Annotated in this window: 19 protein-coding genes; 18 read left to right on the forward strand and 1 reads right to left on the reverse strand. The window is 47.0% G+C overall.

From position 1 onward, the window contains the following. The first annotated feature begins 12 nt into the window (after positions 1-12). From nagA to B9A14_RS17990, 7 genes are all read left to right on the forward strand, one after another. Positions 13-1,182: an N-acetylglucosamine-6-phosphate deacetylase gene (nagA, locus tag B9A14_RS09365; RefSeq protein WP_084665444.1), complete on the forward strand. Its 1,170-nt coding sequence runs from the start codon at positions 13-15 to the stop codon at positions 1,180-1,182. A gap of 28 nt (positions 1,183-1,210) precedes the next feature. Beyond that, positions 1,211-1,948 carry a glucosamine-6-phosphate deaminase gene (gene nagB, locus B9A14_RS09370; protein ID WP_084665445.1) on the forward strand — a complete coding sequence of 246 codons (738 nt, stop codon included), beginning with the start codon at positions 1,211-1,213 and terminating at the stop codon, positions 1,946-1,948. A 38-nt stretch (positions 1,949-1,986) separates the two neighbouring features. Next, positions 1,987-3,054: an SIS domain-containing protein gene (locus tag B9A14_RS09375; protein ID WP_172839125.1), complete on the forward strand. Its 1,068-nt coding sequence runs from the start codon at positions 1,987-1,989 to the stop codon at positions 3,052-3,054. A 14-nt stretch (positions 3,055-3,068) separates the two neighbouring features. Further along, positions 3,069-4,166 carry an ABC transporter ATP-binding protein gene (locus B9A14_RS09380; RefSeq protein WP_084665447.1) on the forward strand — a complete coding sequence of 366 codons (1,098 nt, stop codon included), beginning with the start codon at positions 3,069-3,071 and terminating at the stop codon, positions 4,164-4,166. A gap of 39 nt (positions 4,167-4,205) precedes the next feature. Continuing rightward, complete coding sequence (locus B9A14_RS09385) at positions 4,206-5,198, forward strand: ROK family protein (protein WP_084665448.1); 993 nt, start codon at positions 4,206-4,208, stop codon at positions 5,196-5,198. Continuing rightward, positions 5,186-6,034, forward strand: coding sequence for a class II fructose-bisphosphate aldolase (locus B9A14_RS09390; protein WP_084665449.1), 849 nt, complete (start codon positions 5,186-5,188; stop codon positions 6,032-6,034). The genes B9A14_RS09385 and B9A14_RS09390 overlap by 13 nt, the downstream gene beginning before the upstream one ends. Before the next feature lie 170 nt (positions 6,035-6,204). After that, complete coding sequence (locus tag B9A14_RS17990; protein WP_269456734.1) at positions 6,205-6,327, forward strand: hypothetical protein; 123 nt, start codon at positions 6,205-6,207, stop codon at positions 6,325-6,327. Between the two features lie 180 nt (positions 6,328-6,507). Here the strand turns inward: B9A14_RS17990 and B9A14_RS09395 are convergent, their stop codons facing one another. After that, positions 6,508-7,752: an ISL3 family transposase gene (locus B9A14_RS09395; protein WP_172839126.1), complete on the reverse strand. Its 1,245-nt coding sequence runs from the start codon at positions 7,750-7,752 to the stop codon at positions 6,508-6,510. Positions 7,753-8,239: 487 nt separating this feature from the next. Between B9A14_RS09395 and B9A14_RS09400 the strand changes: the two genes are divergently transcribed. The 11 genes from B9A14_RS09400 to B9A14_RS09450 all read left to right on the forward strand — a co-directional run bounded on the left by B9A14_RS09400 (position 8,240) and on the right by B9A14_RS09450 (position 18,982). Beyond that, positions 8,240-8,602, forward strand: a complete 363-nt coding sequence (locus B9A14_RS09400) for a DUF3870 domain-containing protein (RefSeq protein ID WP_084665451.1) — start codon at positions 8,240-8,242, stop codon at positions 8,600-8,602. 169 nt (positions 8,603-8,771) lie between these two features. Then, positions 8,772-10,307 (forward strand): succinyl-CoA:acetate CoA-transferase ScpC, encoded by a 1,536-nt coding sequence (scpC, locus tag B9A14_RS09405; protein ID WP_084665452.1) that lies wholly within the window; start codon positions 8,772-8,774, stop codon positions 10,305-10,307. A gap of 2 nt (positions 10,308-10,309) precedes the next feature. Continuing rightward, complete coding sequence (locus tag B9A14_RS09410; protein ID WP_084665453.1) at positions 10,310-11,989, forward strand: acyl-CoA mutase large subunit family protein; 1,680 nt, start codon at positions 10,310-10,312, stop codon at positions 11,987-11,989. Between the two features lie 28 nt (positions 11,990-12,017). Further along, complete coding sequence (locus B9A14_RS09415; protein WP_172839127.1) at positions 12,018-12,437, forward strand: cobalamin B12-binding domain-containing protein; 420 nt, start codon at positions 12,018-12,020, stop codon at positions 12,435-12,437. 85 nt (positions 12,438-12,522) lie between these two features. Then, the gene (meaB, locus tag B9A14_RS09420) at positions 12,523-13,524 is read left to right on the forward strand and encodes a methylmalonyl Co-A mutase-associated GTPase MeaB (RefSeq protein ID WP_084665454.1); all 1,002 of its coding nucleotides are present in this window, start codon (positions 12,523-12,525) and stop codon (positions 13,522-13,524) included. After that, positions 13,505-13,915 carry a methylmalonyl-CoA epimerase gene (gene mce, locus B9A14_RS09425; RefSeq protein WP_084665455.1) on the forward strand — a complete coding sequence of 137 codons (411 nt, stop codon included), beginning with the start codon at positions 13,505-13,507 and terminating at the stop codon, positions 13,913-13,915. Before meaB ends, mce begins: the two co-directional genes overlap by 20 nt. Before the next feature lie 12 nt (positions 13,916-13,927). Continuing rightward, entirely contained in the window at positions 13,928-15,478 is a 1,551-nt protein-coding gene (locus B9A14_RS09430; protein WP_084665456.1) for an acyl-CoA carboxylase subunit beta, read from the forward strand. Between the two features lie 9 nt (positions 15,479-15,487). Then, complete coding sequence (locus B9A14_RS09435) at positions 15,488-15,838, forward strand: hypothetical protein (RefSeq protein WP_084665457.1); 351 nt, start codon at positions 15,488-15,490, stop codon at positions 15,836-15,838. Further along, complete coding sequence (locus tag B9A14_RS09440; RefSeq protein WP_084665458.1) at positions 15,835-16,257, forward strand: biotin/lipoyl-containing protein; 423 nt, start codon at positions 15,835-15,837, stop codon at positions 16,255-16,257. Before B9A14_RS09435 ends, B9A14_RS09440 begins: the two co-directional genes overlap by 4 nt. An 87-nt stretch (positions 16,258-16,344) precedes the next feature. Further along, on the forward strand, positions 16,345-17,550 hold the full coding sequence (locus tag B9A14_RS09445) for a CaiB/BaiF CoA transferase family protein (protein WP_084665459.1): 1,206 nt from the start codon (positions 16,345-16,347) through the stop codon (positions 17,548-17,550). 67 nt (positions 17,551-17,617) lie between these two features. Beyond that, positions 17,618-18,982: an SLC13 family permease gene (locus tag B9A14_RS09450; protein ID WP_084665460.1), complete on the forward strand. Its 1,365-nt coding sequence runs from the start codon at positions 17,618-17,620 to the stop codon at positions 18,980-18,982. The last annotated feature ends 28 nt before the right edge of the window (positions 18,983-19,010 follow it).

Below are 19,010 nucleotides of genomic sequence, written 5' to 3' on the forward strand. Positions count from 1 at the left end.
GGGAGAGGGAAGATGAAAAAGGTACTAATAACAGCGGGCCGGGTATACACACCCCACCAAACTATAGAAGAAGGGGCGGTATTAATAGAAGGCGAGAAAATAAAAGCCGTAGGGGAAGTAAAAGAGCTGCCCCCAGAAATAAAAGAGGGAGCAGAAGAAATAGAAGCAAGAGAAGACATAGTAGCGCCGGGGTTCATAGACCTACACATACATGGCGGAGGGGGAGCGGAAGTAATGGACAGCACCCCTGAAGCCCTAGAAAAACTAGCCCTCTTTTTAGCCCGGCATGGCACCACAGGATTTCTTCCCACCATACTAGCTGCCCCACCCCTCAAGATGCTAAAAGCCATAGAAGCTGCTCTAAGTGCCCTAGAACGAGGGATAAGAGGGGCTAAAGTTTTGGGCCTTAACCTAGAAGGTCCCTTTCTAAACCCCCGGCAAAGAGGGGCCCAAAGAGAAGACGGGTTACGTTTACCTGACGCGGGGCTTTTGCGGGAACTTATAACTTGTGGCAAGGGCTTTATAAAAATAATGACCCTAGCGCCTGAACTAAAAGGAGCCCTAAAGCTTATAGAACTGCTAGCCAGGGAAAGCATAACACCTGCTGCAGGCCACACAGAAGCAAGCTTTAAAGAAATAGAAGAAGCAGCCCAAAGGGGACTAAAACACATAACCCACACCTTCAACGCCATGCGAGGCCTACACCACCGCGAACCCGGGGCAGCGGGGGCAGCTCTAACCTTAGATACCTTAAGCGCCGAACTCATAGCTGATGGGGTACACGTACACCCAGCCATAATGAAACTAATGCTAAAGGCCAAGGGGGAAGAAAAGATAGCCCTAATCACTGACGCCATGCGGGCCGCGGGTCTGCCCGAAGGGGAATACGACCTAGGGGGGCAGAAGGTGAGGGTAAGGGGAGGGGAGGCCCGGCTAGCCGATGGCACCTTAGCCGGTAGCCTTCTTACCCTAGAGAAAGCAGTAAAAAACATGATCCAAAGGATAGGGCTAACCCCTAATGAAGCCCTAAGCCTAGCCACCACCACACCCGCAAGCATAATAAACCTTAGCCAGCACAAAGGGAGACTAGCGCCGGGTTTTGATGCTGACCTAATAATCTTGAACCCCAACTGGGAAGTAAAACTCACCATGATAAAAGGGGAGATAATATACCATACCTGAAAAGAAGCCTAAGGAGGGAAGATAAAGAGTGCATCCTGAGCTAATAATAGCAGAAGACTACCAAGACCTAAGTAGGAAGGCAGCCTTAAGAGTAGCAGAACAAATAAAGAAAAAACCCACCACCGTACTAGGACTAGCCACAGGCAAAACCCCCTTAGGGCTATACCGCGAACTAATAAGGCTACACCAAGAAGAAGGGCTTGATTTTTCCCGGGTAAAAACCTTCAACCTAGACGAATACTATGGTATTTCTTCCGAAGACAAGCGGAGCTTTCACTACTACATGTGGGAAAACCTTTTTAAACACCTAAACATACCCCGGGGAAACATACATCTTCCTGATGGGGGAGCCCAAGACATAGAGGAAGAATGCCGAAGATACGAAGAAGCCATAAGGGAAGCAGGGGGTATAGACCTGCAAGTTTTAGGGATAGGTAGTAACGGCCACATAGGTTTTAACGAACCGGGTACCGAATGGGGGAGCCTAACCCATCTGGCCCAGCTTACCCCGGAGACCATAAAAGACAACGAAGAAGAAGGAGGGGAAGGTATACCGGGATTTGCCCTTACCATGGGCATAAAGACCATAATGAGGGCTAACCGGATACTTCTTTTAGCCTATGGGGAGAGCAAAGCTAACATAATAGCTAGGGCTTTAAAAGGTCCGGTAGATAAAAGTGTACCTGCCTCTATACTCCAGCTCCATCCAGGGCTAGTGGTAATTGTAGATAAAGAGGCGGCTAAGTTTTTGGGAAGCCTTACTTGAATTTAAATCCTAGAAGAAGCTTAAGGAGGGTAAAAACCTTGCTTCCAGGAACAAATACATTAAAGGAAATATTAAGCCAGCCTGAGATCTGGGAAAAAACTATTGCCCAAGTATTAGACTGCTCTTTTGACATTACTGCTTTTTTTAAGGAGAGCCCTGTAAGCGAAATAATCCTTACCGGTTGCGGTTCTTCTTATTACTTAAGTTTATCAGCTGCGCATACTTTAAGCCATGTATTAGGTATACCGTGTAGAGGGATTCCTGCTTCAGAGCTTATCTATTATCCTCACTTATTTTTCTCTAGAAGTCGACTAAGGGGAGGAAATATTATAGTTATAGGTATTTCGCGTTCGGGATCTACAACAGAAACCTGGATGGCTCTTAAGAGAGCTAAAGGAGATTATAACGCTCGAACCATGGCTGTAACCTGTAAAGCTTCTTCAGAAATAGAGAGGGTCGCTGATTATTACCTAGGTTTACCCTTTAGTGACGAAAAAAGCGTAGTTATGACTAGATCTTTTACCTCTATGCTTCTGGCGCTAGAGCTTATGGGGGGTATACTAGGCGAAAACTCTAATATGGTAGACCAACTCAAACGCTTACCTGATCTTTTAAGAAGTGTTTTAAAGGGTAATACCGAGCTAGTCGAATATTTAGCTAGAAATGGGGATATAACAAGAATTATTATCTTAGGAAATGGTCCTGCTTATGGAGTTGCCTGCGAAGCAGCCTTGAAAATGACAGAGATGGTTTTAGAACTATCTCAAGCCTATCATCTCTTAGAGTTTAGACACGGCCCCCGGGCTATTACTGATCCTAAGACTGCGATAATCTGTATCCCTTCAGATGCGGCCGAGGAGGAGGAAGAAATACTCCTTAGCGAGTTAAAAGAGTTGGGAGCCAAGATAATAACTGTTGGTAAGCTATGGCCTAGAGCTGATTTTAGCCTGGGTATTCCTGTTAAAGAGCTTGAAGAAACAGTACGGCTTCCCTTAGTAATGGTGCCACTTCAGTTGCTGGCTTATAAGAGAGCCATGGCAAGAGGTCTAGATCCTGACAACCCAAGATACTTAACTCAAGTAGTAAAATTACAACATGCGCAGTAGGAGGAAGGATATTAATGGCTTCTGTAACTCTAAGGAACGTCTGGAAGAAATTTGGGCAAGTGATAGCCGTAAGGGACTTTAACCTAGAAATAAAGGACGGCGAATTTATAGTCTTAGTAGGGCCTTCAGGCTGCGGCAAGACCACCACTTTACGCATGGTAGCAGGATTAGAAGATATCACCCAAGGAGAGATATACATTGGCGACCGGCTAGTAAACGACGTACCGCCCAAAGACCGGGACATAGCCATGGTCTTTCAGAACTACGCACTTTACCCCCACATGAACGTATATGACAACATGGCCTTTGGGCTAAAAATGAGGAAAGTGCCCAAACAAGAGATAAAAAGAAGAGTAGAGGAAGCGGCTAAACTTTTAGGGATAGAACATTTACTTACCAGGAAACCCAAGGAGCTATCTGGTGGGCAGAGGCAGCGGGTAGCCTTGGGGAGGGCCATAGTGCGGGAACCCAAAGTATTTTTAATGGACGAACCTCTATCCAACCTAGACGCAAAGCTTCGGGTACAGATGCGGGCGGAGCTAACGAAACTACAGCAGAAACTAGGGGTAACGACCATTTATGTCACTCACGACCAAGTAGAGGCCATGACCATGGGTCACCGGATAGTAGTAATGAGGGACGGTATTATTCAACAGATAGACACACCATTAGGGTTATATGAGAGGCCGGCCAATTTATTTGTAGCGGGGTTTATAGGCTCACCGCCCATGAATTTTTTGCCGGTTATGCTGGAGGAGGAGCAGGGGGTTTTAAGAGTTAAGGGAGAGGGTTTTAGCTTTCCGCTTGCGGAAGATATGGGGAGGAGGCTTAAGGCTCCTAGGAAGGAAGTAGTTTTGGGCTTACGGCCAGAGGATATAACGGTGGAGCACAGGTTAAGGGAAGCACATCCTGAGTGGGTATACAGGGTGAAGGTGGAAGTAGTGGAGCCTTTAGGGGCGGAGGGGCTAGTATACTTTAGCCTAGGGGGGCAGCAAGTAGTGGCCAGGCTTTCGGGTTCTAGCCTGCCTAAGGTAGGGGAGGAAGTGGCGCTGGTATTCAACTTAAACCGTGCCCATTTCTTTGATAAGGAATCGGGAAAGGCGGTGGCTTAAAACCTTAAAGCTCAAAAAAGAAATGGGGGTAAGCTAGATATGAGCAAAATTGTTGTTGGAGTAGACCTGGGTGGCACTAACATAGCAGGTGTCCTAATAGATGAGAAAGGCGAGCTTAAAGGTTCAAAGGTTTGGCCAACAGAAGCAGAATATGGTCCAGAGCATATACTTCGGAGGATAATAGAATTAATCAGGACTTTGTTGGAGGAGAATGGTTTTACTCTCAATCAATTGCAAGGGGTAGGTGTAGGAGTACCAGGTTTGGTAAATACTCGGGAAGGTAGGTCTATAATATCTCATAATTTACCTGGTTGGAAAGATATTGCAGTAGCTCAGAAGATACACGAAGAAATTAATGCTCCGGTATTTATAGAAAATGATGTGCGCATGGCTGCTTGGGGAGAGAAGTTATTAGGTGCTGGACAAGATAAAGAAGATATAGTTTGCCTTACCCTTGGTACGGGTATTGGGTCTGGTATTTTTATCCAGGGAAAAATGTTTAAAGGAAGAAAGGAAAGCGCAGGAGAAATAGGCCATATGACAGTAGAGAAGGACGGACTACGCTGTAACTGTGGCAATTATGGATGTTTGGAATTATATGCTTCAGGGCGAGGCATTGCCCGCAGGGCAAAAGAAGCCTTGGCTAACCATACTTCAAGTTTAATTTTGAAACTAGTAAACGGAGATATTAACCAAATTACAGCTGCTACAGTCTGCACAGCAGCTAAGCAAGGTGACGAATTAGCCTTAAAAGTTATTAAAGAGACAGCTCTATATTTAGGTATAGGGTTAGCCAATGTGGCTAATCTCTTAAATCCCCAGCGCATTATATTAGGCGGAGGAGTTATGCAGGCAGGTGAACTCCTTTTAGAGCCTACTCGAGAAGTCGTTTATTCTCGAGCCCTTCCTCTAAACCGGGAAGTAGAAATAGTACCCGCGAAGTTGGGTGAATGGGCAGGAGCCATAGGTGGTGCAATGCTTGCTAAAATGCAGTTTATAGAAGGGAGAAGTAGTTTAGAGTGGGTCTGGTAAATCCACGAGAATTATTACAAGATGCCAGGCGCAGGGGATATGCGTTGGGCGCCTTTAATATCCATAACGTAGAGACTATCCAAGCGGTGGTAGAGGCAGCCCAGGAAGTTGGGACACCGGTGATTCTACAAGCTACTCCTAATACTATAAAACATCTAGGTATAGATTTTCTAGTGACTCTAGCCCAAGCAGCAGCTAGAAAAGTTAGTATACCCGTAGCTTTACATTTAGACCATGCTTCAGAGATAGATATTATTAAAGAGTGTATTGGAGCTGGCTTTACTTCTGTTATGTTTGATGGGTCACTTCTGCCAGGGGAATTGAATCTTAACTTAACTCGCCAGGTAGTGGAAATAGCCCATTCCTATGGTGTGGCAGTTGAGGCAGAGCTGGGTCGAATAGGAGGAGAAGAGGAAATGAGGGTTAGGGAAGAAAGTTTTACGGATCCCGACGAGGCAGCTCATTTTGTCGCTGTCACCAAGGTGGACTTTCTAGCTATAGCTATTGGTACAGTACATGGTGTTTACCGTGGAGAGCCGCGTTTAGATTTTGCACGTCTGAAAGCCATTGCCCAAAAAGTAGATATTCCTCTGGTGCTGCATGGTGCTTCTGGCGTTCCAGAGGAAGCTATTTTTCAGTGTATAAGGCTAGGGATAAGTAAAATCAATATTGCTACAGAACTAAAACTAGCCTTTACTCAAGCCTTGCGAGAAGCTCTTTGTAGTAGTCCTCAGGAGAGCGATCCCCGGCAATACATGGGTTTGGCCCGGCAAAAAGTTAAAGAACTAGTAAAAAGTAAACTACAACTTTTTAAGTTATCCACCAATATAACTTAAGGGGGAAAATAAAAGTCGGCAATCGAAGCAAGGTGCTTAGTGTCTACTAAGGAGCCTATCGGTAGCTTGTTAGGTCCTGAGCAAAAGTCCTACTCGTGGGACTTTTGGGAACGAGTAGGAGTCAAACCAGGTGGGGATTAAAAAGTCGCGCGAGGAAAGAGGCGGAAGGTTTGCCTTACAAAGAACCTGGTAATTGGTGTCGGGCTTCTGTCTCTTTAGCTCCTGGGGATAGCGAATTAGCTCAAAAACTAGCCGAAGTGGTGAGTCTGATGAGCTACAGGCAGCTGTTTTAACAGAGGGTGTTTTTACCAAATGCTGTATGCTTCTGCTATACCAATTACTAACATACCATACATAAATACCCATAATAATAACCCTGGGATACCCACCCTTTTCAATACCTGTTTTACTTTACTAAAGTACTGTGAACGAAACTCTGGCCTATCTACAACATGGAGCCAAATTATACGGCTCTATGTCAATAGTTGTGGGATCAGATTTTGGGGGCAACATCCTAGGAAGATTTTTTTGATGAAATGAATGCGATTTCTGAAGCCGAAACTTAAGCGTTTAAGCATTTTGCTTAAGGTATTTTTACCTTCTATATAGCCATTAGTGTACCGGCGACCTTGCTGGGTATATCTTACCAGGTTTAATATTTCTGACCTCCAAGACTTGATAGTACGGGCCCATATCCGTCCCTCTGCATTTTCAGCGCATTCTGCATTTATAAACCAACGGCTCAAAGCAGCTTCTGCCTCTTCTACCCGGTCCATCCTTAGAATTTGCCTTAAGTCTTCCTTTAGCTGGTATAATTCATAGAGGGACGGGTATTTATCTTTAATTTTTTCTAATGCCTCTTGCTGTCTGGGAGTAAGTCTCTCTTTAGCTTTAATCAGAGGAAACCGGGGTATCTTCTCTTTGCTCGCTTCTTGCTCTATCCTTCTTGCCTCATCTAAACGACGGTTAGCATCCTGGATCACATGAAAAGGGTCTACTATTATCTTGGCTGAAGGAAATATTGCTTTGATTAACTTACGCCAAGAGTCTTTCATGTCAATTACTACCGCCTCTACTTTGACCCCAGCTTTCTTGAGCTCTTCTAGGTAAGCCTTTATAGTTGCCGTTCTCACATCCTCTAAAATAGTCAAAGGCCTCTTGTCCGGTTCCAACCTCCCTACCATGCATACAAAATCGTTCCCAGTAAAGGATAGCTCATCTAAGGTTAACACTATAGGTTCTTGAGTATCATCAAAAGGAAGATTAGGCTGGACATACTTGTCCACTAATCTTATAACCCTAGTGGGGGTAAGGTTTAACATTTGAGCCGCATAAGTAAAGCTCATCCTCTGGGCATAATAAACTACTGTCTGCACCCCTAATTTTGTAAATCTGGCCCAGGGGCTGGTACCCGGAGGACGAAGGGTATAAGTCTTGCCACAACGGTAACACTTATACCGTACGGGAACCCACAATAGAATGACCCATCTACTGTATAAGAAGGCATGGCGAATTCTTCTTTCTTTCGGCTTCTGGTTCTCCTTTAAGAAGCCATGCCTGTGTAATTTGCCTTCGTTGCATACAGGACATACCTCTGGAGGGTCTACGGTTACCTTTAACACAATATCTCCTGGGTCTTGGGGTTCTTCTAAAATGGGCTGTAGTATTTTCTCAAAATTCTCTTGCTCTTCGAGGGTGAACGTGCTAATCTTGTGCATGGGGGCACTCCTCTCTTGAAAGGGTTTTGGATTGCTAATATTCATTTGGATGTGCCCCCGTCCTTTTCCTCCTACAACCAAAATCTACCTTCCCACTCGCTTAATCCCATCTACCCCTATCCCACACTTTTTATTATAGAGCCAAATTATACTTGACAACGAAATTGGACAATGCTATTCTATAATTGAAATGTGAAGATGGTAGCAGATGATATTTTAAAAATTTAAGGAAAGCTAACGCGAGAACTTTAAGAGTGCCAAAAGAAAAAAGAAAGCCATTTTGTTTGCAGGTGAGTAAGGAGGGTCTTACTCACAAAGCGCAAGCAAGACCTGGCTTAGAGAGTAAGGTTATTGCTCTAAGTACAGGTCTTTTGTGTTATTAGAGTATCAGAGTATTCGTATACAGTGAGGAGAAGCAAATATAGCAAATATAGAGAGGTGAGGTGAGTATTGAGTATTATAGTGTAATTAATTAGTTTAGAGGGGGGTGGCACCCACGAGTGAGAATCAAGAGGAAACCCTCCTAATAACAGGTTATGCTAAGTTGCCTTCTACTATTACAGCTTATAGACTTTACGAAGTCGTAGCAATAGCCGTGGAAGTTAACCCCAGAGATGGAAAAATAGTGGATGTAGATTGTACTTTAGCTACCAGTGTAGCAAGAAAAATTGTAAGAGAAATAGCATGGGGTTATAAGCTAAGTGACGGTATCGAAGAATTAGTACAAAGGATCGAACGGCGTTATTGGGGTAGTGCACGTAAGGCAATTATTATGGCTTTTAAAGTTATTTATGAAAAATTTGTAGCCTACAAACAGGGAAGGTCCTTTGAACAAACAGAAAAAAAATAAAAACAGAGAGAGTAAGAAACCGATTAAAAAATATAAAAAGGCCATTTTGTTTGCAAGTGAGTAAGCTGACCTTACTCACAAAAGCGCAAGCAAGACCTGGCTCAGGGAATTGATATGAGTTCGTGAGCCAGGTTTTTGTTTTGTATAGGAAAGGACTGGGGGGAGGTACATGGAGGAGAATCGCATTCGACGGCCGGAACTACTCAAAAAAGTCATGTCAGCGGCTGAAGCAGCAGAATTAGTCAAAGATGGTATGACCATCGGGACCAGCGGTTTTACTCCTGCGGGCTATCCGAAAGCTGTACCTTTGGCTTTGGCAGAGAGGGGTAAGAAAGAAAAGATAAAGATTACTCTTTGGACTGGAGCCTCTGTGGGAGACGAATTAGATGGCGCTTTAACTCGGGCAGGAGTGGTGGCTAAGAGATTGCCGTATCAGACCAATAACTCTATACGTGATGCCATCAATAAACGGGAAGTAGAATATATCGATATACATTTAAGCCAGGTAGCTCAACAGGCTCGCTACGGTTTTTTAGGGTACTTAGATATGGCTATAGTAGAAGCGGTAGCTATAACGCCAGAAGGTCACTTAATCCCTAGCACTTCTGTAGGCAATACCCCCACCTTTGTAAAACTAGCAGAAAAAGTTATTGTGGAGATTAATACTAGCCAGCCTCTGGAACTGGAAGGTATGCACGACATCTATATTCCTGCCGACCCTCCCAAACGCCAACCTATTCCCTTGACGAGAGTTGACGACCGTATTGGCACTCCGTATATTCCATGTGACCCGGATAAAATTGTGGCTATTGTCTTCACTGATATTCAGGATAACGTTCGCCCTTTGGCCCCCGTGGATGCCATCAGCAAGCAGATGGCGGAGAACCTTATTGAGTTTTTTAAACAAGAAATTAGAGCCGGGCGCTTACCTAGTAACCTCTTACCTCTACAGTCAGGTGTAGGTAGTGTAGCTAATGCAGTTCTGGCAGGTTTAGCCCAATCAGACTTTACTAATCTCGAATTCTATTCTGAGGTTATCCAAGATTCTGTGTTCGATCTCCTTGATTTGGGTAAAATGCGTTTTGTTTCCGGCACTTCCATCACTCCTTCTGAAACTGGGTTGAAGCGTTTCTATGAAAACATAAAGAGTTACCGCCAGAAAATCATCCTACGGCCTCAGGAGATTAGCAATAATCCAGAAGTAATTCGCCGTTTAGGGATTATTGCCATGAACACGGCTATTGAAGTGGACATCTATGGTAATGTTAATTCCACCCATATTATGGGTACCCGCATGATGAACGGCATTGGGGGTTCGGGCGATTTTTCCCGCTCTGCTTATTTATCCATTTTTGCGACACCTTCTACAGCGAAGAATGGAGCCATTTCCTGCATCGTACCTATGGTTTCCCATGTTGATCATACTGAGCATGAGGTCCATGTAATTGTTACAGAATGGGGAGTGGCAGATCTGCGCAACAAGTGTCCGGTAGAGCGGGCCCAGGAAATAATTAACAAGTGTGCCCATCCCAACTACAGACCTTGGCTTAAGGAGTATCTCGATAAGGCTCTTAAAAAAGGTGGACATACGCCTCATTATTTACCGGAGGCTTTGTCCTGGCATATCCGATTTGAAACAAGCGGTCATATGATACCGACACTCAAGGAGGAAGCAGCATTGATGAAGGAGGAAAGGGTGGGTTAAACATGCTAAAGGAAGAAGCCATACAAGCTATACGTGCGGCCAAGGAAGCCTGGGAAAGGCAAAAGGTGCAGAAGACTTTAGCTAAGCAGCCTGAACGACACGAGGAGTTTATCACCGGCTCCGGGTATCCAGTAGAGCGCCTGTATACGCCGGTAGAGATAGAGGATTTCGATTACCTGAGGGATTTGGGCTTTCCGGGTGAATATCCTTTTACCCGTGGGGTCCAGCCTACTATGTACCGGGGCCGCCTATGGACCATGCGCCAGTATGCGGGTTTTGGTACAGCAGAAGAATCTAATCAACGCTACAAGTTTTTGCTTTCTCAAGGTCAGACAGGGTTGAGTGTCGCTTTTGATCTTCCCACCCAGATAGGTTACGACTCGGATCACCCTATGGCTGAAGGGGAAGTGGGGAAAGTAGGGGTAGCCATTGACTCCTTGGCCGATATGGAGGTTCTCTTTAACGAGATACCCCTAGACAAAGTAAGCACCTCCATGACCATCAACGCTCCGGCAGCCATTCTATTATGCATGTACATGGCTGTAGCCGAAAAACAAGGGGTACCCTTCAATAAACTGCGCGGCACTATTCAAAACGACATTCTAAAGGAATATGCTGCCCGGGGTACCTACATCTTTCCGCCTGAACCCTCCATGAGGTTGATCACAGATATTTTCGCTTTCTGCTCCAAAGAACTTCCTGAATGGAACACTATCAGCATTAGCGGCTATCATATTCGGGAAGCAGGTTCTACTGCAGCACAGGAGATAGCCTTCACTTTGGCTGACGGTATCGCTTATGTAGAAGCCGCCCTTAGAGCAGGCTTACAGGTAGACGAATTTGCCCCACGGCTCTCTTTCTTCTTCAATGCCCATAATGACTTCTTCGAGGAGATAGCCAAATTCCGCGCTGCTCGCCGCCTGTGGGCAAAGATTATGAAAGAACGTTTTGGGGCCAAAGACCCGCGCTCCATGATGCTACGTTTCCACACCCAGACAGCTGGCTGCACCTTAACAGCACAGCAACCTATGAATAACATTGTGCGAGTGGCCATTCAGGCTCTGGCGGCCGTACTGGGCGGCACCCAGTCCCTGCACACCAATTCATACGACGAGGCCTTGGCCCTACCTTGTGAAGAGGCGGTACGTATAGCCCTGCGCACACAGCAGATTATCGCCTATGAGAGCGGCGTAGCCGATACTATAGATCCCCTGGGGGGCTCCTATTATATTGAGGCCCTCACTAACCGCCTAGAGAAAGAAGCCCAAGATTACATCGCTAAAATCGACGCTATGGGAGGAGCGGTAAAAGCCATCGAACAGGGTTACATCCAGCGTGAAATCCAGGACAGTGCCTACCGTTATCAGAAAGAAATAGAAAGCGGTAGGCGGACTGTAGTAGGCGTCAACAAATTCCAGATGGAAGAAGAACCGCCTAAAAACCTCCTGAAGGTGGATCCTGCAGTAGGTGAAGCTCAGAAAAAGAGGCTTAAAGAGCTCAAAGCCCAGCGGGATAACCGCCAGGTGACCCGCTGCCTGGAAGAACTGCGACGGGTGGCCTCTAGCAAGGAAAATGTTATACCCGCCATATATGAAGCAGTCAAAGCCTATGCTACTTTAGGCGAGATCTGCGATGTTTTGCGGGACGTCTTTGGTGAATACCGACCGCCGGACATTGTTTAAAGCCTGCGACACAAGGGGGGAAGATATAATGAAGAAAATACGAGTACTCATTGCCAAACCGGGGCTAGACGGCCATGACCGCGGGGCCAAGGTTATAGCTCGGGCACTGCGGGATGCCGGCATGGAAGTAATCTATACAGGCATACGGCAAACACCAGAACAAATAGTAGCGGCAGCCATCCAAGAAGACGTAGATGTAGTAGGATTGAGCCTTCTCTCAGGGGCCCATCTGCATCTATTCCCTAAAGTAGTCAAACTCTTACGCGAACAAGTAGGAGATAAGGTGTTAGTGATCGGAGGTGGGATCATACCCGAGGAAGATATTCCAGTATTACAAGAACAGGGTGTAGCAGCCATCTTTGGCCCAGGTACACCTACCAACGTTATCGTGGATTTCATCAAGGGAAAGGTGGGGGCTAGGGCGGAGGAAGAGATAGAAAAGGCTTAAGATTGATGTAGTTTGTTGGCTGGTGGGGAGAGGTAAAGGAGTCTATCAAGACCGCTGGCGCAGTTAACAAAGGAGATGGATAGTAGTGATTGAGGAACTGCTGCAGGAATTCGGGCAGGGAAGCAAAAGGGCAGTCGCCAGGATCATCAGCCTTATAGAAAATGAAGATCCGACAGGTAGAGAACTTCTAAAAATACTTTACAAGCAGAGCGGCAAGAGCTACATCGTAGGCATAACTGGGCCAGCCGGCAGCGGCAAGAGCACTCTAACAGATTCTTTAGTAAAGCTCATGCGGCGTCGGGAGTACAAGGTCGGGGTGGTGGCGGTGGACCCCAGCAGCCCCTTCACCGGCGGTGCCCTCCTAGGGGACAGGGTGCGTATGAGTGACCTAGCCCTGGATCCGGGGGTGTTCATCCGGAGCATGGCCACTAGAGGTCACCTGGGGGGTCTTTCTTGGGCGGTACGGGATGCCGTGGTGGTCCTGGACGCCTTCGGTTGTGACTATATTTTGGTAGAGACGGTGGGAGCTGGACAATCCCAGGTGGATATAGTAGGAGTAGCGGAAACCATCGTTTTGGTAACCGTTCCTGGATTGGGAGACGATATTCAGGCGGCCAAGGCCGGCATTATGGAGATCGGCGACATCTTTGTGGTGAACAAGGCCGACCGTGGTGATGCTGACCAGGTGGCGCGTTATCTTCAGACTGCCTTAGAGCAGGGAGCCAAAACAGAAGGGTGGTTACCGCCGGTCTTAAAGACCATAGCCTGGCGAGGAGAAGGAGTAGAAGAGTTGTTGCAAGCCATTGAACAACATCGCTCATTTCTGGAGCAGTCAGGCCGCCTGGAACCTTTACGCAAGTTGCGGGTAAAAGAGGAGGTCATGGAGCGGGCGGAAAGGCTGATTTTAGCCCGGTTAAAGAGAGAGGTCAGGATGGAAGAATTGATAGAACAGGTTTACAGCCGCCAATTGGACCCTTGTAGCGCGGCGGAGATGCTGGTGGAAGAGATACTTCCGCAGGGAGAACCTGCAGAGAGAAAAGTGATACTAAAGGGGAGGGTATGTGCTAATGAAAGTATTAAATGTTGATCATATTGGCATAGCGGTACCTAACCTACAAGAAGCCCTAAAATTTTACGAAGAGGTGCTAGGCCTCAAGTGCGAAGGAGTAGAGGAAGTAGCGGAGCAAAAGGTACGGGTAGCCTTTTTGCCAGTGGGGGACAGCGAAATTGAACTGCTGGAATCCACTGATCCTGAGGGGCCAGTGGCCAAATTCATAGAGAGCCGGGGGCCAGGTATTCAGCATATAGCTTTAAGGGTTGATGATATCGAAAAAGCCCTGGCTGAACTGAAAGAAAAAGGTATTCGGTTGATCGATGAAAAACCTCGCTATGGTGCGGGTGGAGCAAAAATAGCTTTTATACATCCCAAAGCTACTAACGGGGTGTTACTAGAGATTTCCCAGCGCGAAAAGAAGTGAGGTTGGAGATTCATGGCTATGGAGGAGCTTCTACAAGAACTAGAACAACGCTTAACCAAGGTTAAAGCTGGTGGTGGCGAAAAACGCATCGCCAAACAGCATGAGCAGGGCAAGAAGACGGCCCGGGAGCGCATCGAGACCCTTCTGGATCCAGGTAGTTTCCACGAGGTAGACGCCTTTGTGACACACCGCTGTACCCTTTTTGGTATGGACAAGACCGAGGCGCCTGGTGAAGGCGTGGTTACTGGTGTGGGTACTATCGACGGCCGGCCAGTAGCTATATTTGCCCAGGATTTCACCGTACTGGGCGGCTCTTTAGGGGAAATGCACGCCAAGAAGATATGTAAAATTATGGACCTCGCCATGAAAGTAGGCATACCCATAATCGGTTTGAATGACTCCGGTGGGGCTCGTATTCAAGAAGGGGTAGACGCTTTAAGCGGTTACGGTCAGATTTTCTACCGTAATACCTTAGCTTCGGGTGTAGTACCTCAGATCGCGGCCATAATGGGGCCCTGCGCTGGAGGTGCGGTCTACTCGCCGGCGCTTATGGATTTTATCTTTATGGTCCAAGGTACCAGCGAAATGTTTATCACTGGGCCGCAGGTCATCAAAGCAGTAACTGGAGAAGAAGTAAGCGGTCAGCAATTGGGTGGAGCTCTGACTCATAACCAGGTGAGCGGGGTAGCCCATTTCGCAGCTGAGGACGAAGAACATTGCTTTATGCTCATCCGTACCCTCTTAAGCTATCTTCCCAGTAATAACATGGAAGATCCACCTATCCAAGATACCGGGGATGATCCAGCCCGGGAAGAAGAAGAACTGCTTAATATTGTGCCGGCCGATCCTAACAAAGCTTATGATATGCGGGAGATTATCGTGCGGGCTGTGGACCAGGGTACCTTTTTTGAAGTCCAGCCCCTTTATGCGCCCAATATCATTACTGCCTTTGCTCGCTTAAATGGCCGAGCCATAGGTATCATAGCCAACCAGCCCAGGGTCATGGCCGGTTGCTTAGATATCAACTGTTCCGACAAGGCGGCCCGCTTCATACGCTTCTGCGATGCTTTTAATATACCCATTGTCAACTTTGTGGATGTTCCAGGTTTCTTGCCGGGGACCAACCAGGAGTATGGAGGCATTATACGACATGGGGCCAAAATGCTCCATGCTTATTCTGAGGCTACCGTACCCAAGATAACCTTAATAATACGCAAGGCATATGGTGGGGCCTATTTAGCCATGTGCAGCCGGGACCTAGGGGCGGATATAGTATATGCGTGGCCGTGCGCGGAGATAGCGGTGATGGGGCCGGAAGGCGCGGCCAATATAATCTTCCGTAAGGAAATTGAAGCGGCGGCAGATCCGCAAAAAGCTCGGCAGGAAAAAATAGAAGAATACCGTCGGCTCTTTGCCAACCCCTATGTAGCTGCCGAACGTGGTTACATTGATGCTGTTATCGATCCTCGCCAGACCAGAGGATATCTGATCCAAGCCCTGGAACTTCTAACAACTAAACGGGAGAGCCGGCCGGCGAAGAAGCACGGGAACATCCCCCTGTGAGGTGGTAACATGCCCTATGCAGGATTGCTTACCTTGGCTGCTCTAGTGGTCATGGGCATCCTTGTTGGAATGTGGAGCCAGCGGCGGGAACGCCAAAAAGGAGAGCAGGTGGAAGGGGGAGAAGAAGAACAAAAATTTGCACCCGCTGGAGAGGGTACAGTTGGAGGGAGCAGAACGGTTCCAAGTTTAGATCCCCAAATTGCAGCTGTAATAGCGGCTGCTGTAACAGCGGCTTCTGAAACTAGCGCTTTTACAGTTTGGACTCGCCCCGTGACTGCATCCAACCCCTGGGTCTTAAGCGGACGCCAGGAACTCCAAGCTACTCTACCACTTAACCTGAGATGGAGGTCAGTAAGATGAGGAAAACGTACATCATCCATGTAAACGGCCAGCGTTTCGAAGTAACTGTAGAAGAAAAGAAGGAGGGAGGAGGTGGCCTTCAGGCGGTAACAATTCCGGTTGTAACTGGAAGTTCTTCTTCGGCAACCCCTAGTCCTACGGTACCTGTTTCGCCGGCGGTCTCTGGTACAGCAGCTTCATCTCCTTCTACTCCTACGGCGGCTAGTGGTAATGTTATTACTGCTCCTCTACCCGGGAAAGTAGTGGCTGTAAAGGTAAAGGCGGGAACCCCAGTAAAGAAGGGACAAGTCCTATTGGTACTGGAGGCCATGAAGATGGAAAACGAAATTGTGGCTCCTGCTGATGGTACAGTACAAGAGGTCTATGTGAGTGAAGGTGCGAGTGTCAACGTGGGCGAACCCCTGCTGTCCTTAAGTTAAAGAGACTAGGCGTTGCCCCTAACGACGCAGGCGAATGAAACGAAGGATAAAGGGCGGTAATTAGATCCTCAAAAGGAGAGAGGATTCATGGAAAAAGCCTTGCTTGGTGTAAGGGTCATAGATCTCACCCGTGTACTTGCAGGGCCCTTCTGCACTATGATTTTAGGGGATCTAGGAGCCGATGTAATCAAGATTGAGGCGCCGGAGGGAGACGAATCTAGGAACTATGGTCCCTTTGTCAAGGGTGAGAGCGCCTATTTTATGAGTATCAACCGCAACAAGCGGAGCGTGGTACTCAATCTTAAGGAACCTAAAGGAGTAGAGATATTCAAGAAGCTAGTTCAGAAGGCGGACGTACTGGTAGAGAACTTTCGGCCAGGCACCACAGCTAAACTTGGCATTAGCTATGAAGACCTTCAGCCGCTTAATCCACGGCTAATCTATGCTTCCTGTTCTGGTTTTGGCCAGACCGGTCCCTACCGGCTGCGTCCGGCTTACGATATTATCATACAAGCGATGGGGGGGATCATGAGCATAACTGGCCATCCAGGGGGAGAGCCCACGAGGGTAGGGGCATCCATAGCGGATATAACAGCAGCTCTTTTTACTGTTATTGGAATTTTAGCTGCTTTAGCGGAGCGGGAACGGAGTGGAAGAGGGCAATATATAGACATAAGCATGTTAGATTGTCAAGTAGCGATTCTAGAAAATGCCATTGTACGTTACAGCACAGGAGGTGAAGTACCGAAACCTATAGGAAACCGACATCCGTCCATTACACCCTTTACAGCTTTAAGAACCCAGGATGGATATGTGATCATCGCTGTAGGAAATGATAACTTGTGGCGTAGGTTCTGCCAGGCTATCAAACGTGAAGATCTTATTGACGATCCACGGTTTAAAACCAATCCTTTACGCACGCAAAACTGGGAAGAACTCTATGCTATTTTACGTTCTGTATTCAGCCAGTATACCACTGCTGAGGCGCTAGCTATTATTGAAGCTGCTGGAGTACCCTGTGGTCCGTTACAGGATATAAGCCAGGTCTTCCACGATCCCCAAATACGTCACCGAGATATGATAGTCCCGGTAGAACACCCAGTGGCGGGGGTCGTATGGATGGCTGGCACACCCCTTAAGCTTTCCAGAACACCAGGAAATATAACTAAGCCGGCTCCTACATTAGGGCAGCACACATACGAGGTACTCCAGGAGATTGGCTATAGCGAAGCTGAACTTCAAGAACTAGAGGCGCAAGGGGTGATCACGCCAGCACAGAAGAAATCTAAATAATTTACGATTAACAGGATATTCATAGCAAGATAAGATACCAGATATTTCAAAAAGGAGGGTGTTTTAGGTGACCATAGCAGCTTTGTTATCTTTGGTAGCCCTAGCGATAGTTATTATTGTCAGTTGTTTTCGGGAGGAGTGGAATCCGGGGCTGCTTGCTATTGCCGCTGCCCTTATTGTAGGTGCAGGTTGGGGTGGATTAAAGGGCGGTGATATATTAAAATACTGGCCTACATCTTTGTTCATGATACTGTTAGGCGTAACCTTCATGTTTAGTTTGGCGCAGGAAAATGGAACCTTAGAGAAGCTGACTGCCTACGCCGTACGCCTGGCTAGAGGTAACACTGCTTTGATTCCGTGGATTATCTTTGTGATAGTGGTTATTCTTACCACCATCGGTCCTGGCAATATCGCTGCGACGGCCTTAGTGGCTCCTTTAGCTATGGCCATTGCTGGTCGCATCGGAATAAGTGCGTTTTTAATGACGCTTCTGGTAGTCGGTGCAGCTAACGCTGCTTGCTTTTCACCCTTTGCCCCGACTGGTATTATTTCCATGGGGCTTATTTCCAAAATGGCTCCCCAGCTAGGTATCAATCCCCAGGATATACTAGGAATAGAGTGGAAGGTTTACTGGAACTCCATGGTAGCCCAGGGCATCACCAATATCGGAGGTTTCCTGCTTCTAGGCGGGCTTGCCTGGATGCGAAGGCAGCGGGGCGCTTCTTTAAACATCGATGAGATTGCTCCACGACCCGAACCTTTTAACCGTCAGCAGTGGATTACACTTATTGCTATTATTCTCTTCATTGTTCTAGTTTTAGCACCTGGGTTTCCAGGGGCCAAAGCTGTTTTACCCAAATGGGCCCTCAACATGTTCTCAGATGTTGGCGCTATAGCTTTTATACTGTCGGGTATTTTGATCCTGTGCAACGTAGCTAGTGTTAAGGAAGCAGTGAAACGCGTCCCATGGTTCGTCCTACTTCTAGTATGCGGGGTTACAGTCCTTATTGAGGTTATGGACAAAACAGGAGGCTTAAACGTACTAGTTAATTTAATTGGTGCTATTTCTACGCCTCTTACTGTGCATTTCTGGGTTGCTTTGATAGATGGAGTTATTTCTGCTTATTCTAGCTCTTCTGGTGTTGTCATGCCCATGTTCTTACCCCTTGTTCCTGGTTTGCTGCAAAAGCTTGGTTTGATGGGTATACCTGAGCAGGTACACCATGCAGTAGCCTTGATTTCTAGCGTTAACGTTGGTGCTCATCTAGTAGATACCTCACCGTTATCTACTTTAGGGGCTCTTTGTATAGCCTGTGCTGGTGAACACGAAAATAAGGCTAAATTGTTCCGTAATCTTCTGATTTGGGGTTTGTCCATGTCAGTAGTGGGCGGTATTGTCTGCCTGTTATTCTTTGGTATTTTAGGTCTATAGCTTAGAAAAAGAAGGAGTTAGACGGGGC

It is taken from the genome of Thermanaeromonas toyohensis ToBE (assembly GCF_900176005.1).
GTDB classification, from domain to species: Bacteria; Bacillota; DSM-521; order Neomoorellales; family Neomoorellaceae; genus Thermanaeromonas; species Thermanaeromonas toyohensis.

Bases quoted from the DNA above. Each gene is read 5' to 3' on its own strand.
- nagA (WP_084665444.1), top strand. From the start codon at position 13: ATGAAAAAGGTACTAATAACAGCGGGCCGGGTATACACACCCCACCAA.
- B9A14_RS09380 (WP_084665447.1), top strand. From the start codon at position 3,069: ATGGCTTCTGTAACTCTAAGGAACGTCTGGAAGAAATTTGGGCAAGTG.
- B9A14_RS09385 (WP_084665448.1), top strand. From the start codon at position 4,206: ATGAGCAAAATTGTTGTTGGAGTAGACCTGGGTGGCACTAACATAGCA.
- B9A14_RS09395 (WP_172839126.1), bottom strand. From the start codon at position 7,752: ATGCACAAGATTAGCACGTTCACCCTCGAAGAGCAAGAGAATTTTGAG.
- scpC (WP_084665452.1), top strand. From the start codon at position 8,772: ATGGAGGAGAATCGCATTCGACGGCCGGAACTACTCAAAAAAGTCATG.
- B9A14_RS09410 (WP_084665453.1), top strand. From the start codon at position 10,310: ATGCTAAAGGAAGAAGCCATACAAGCTATACGTGCGGCCAAGGAAGCC.
- B9A14_RS09415 (WP_172839127.1), top strand. From the start codon at position 12,018: ATGAAGAAAATACGAGTACTCATTGCCAAACCGGGGCTAGACGGCCAT.
- mce (WP_084665455.1), top strand. From the start codon at position 13,505: ATGAAAGTATTAAATGTTGATCATATTGGCATAGCGGTACCTAACCTA.
- B9A14_RS09430 (WP_084665456.1), top strand. From the start codon at position 13,928: ATGGCTATGGAGGAGCTTCTACAAGAACTAGAACAACGCTTAACCAAG.
- B9A14_RS09435 (WP_084665457.1), top strand. From the start codon at position 15,488: ATGCCCTATGCAGGATTGCTTACCTTGGCTGCTCTAGTGGTCATGGGC.
- B9A14_RS09440 (WP_084665458.1), top strand. From the start codon at position 15,835: ATGAGGAAAACGTACATCATCCATGTAAACGGCCAGCGTTTCGAAGTA.
- B9A14_RS09445 (WP_084665459.1), top strand. From the start codon at position 16,345: ATGGAAAAAGCCTTGCTTGGTGTAAGGGTCATAGATCTCACCCGTGTA.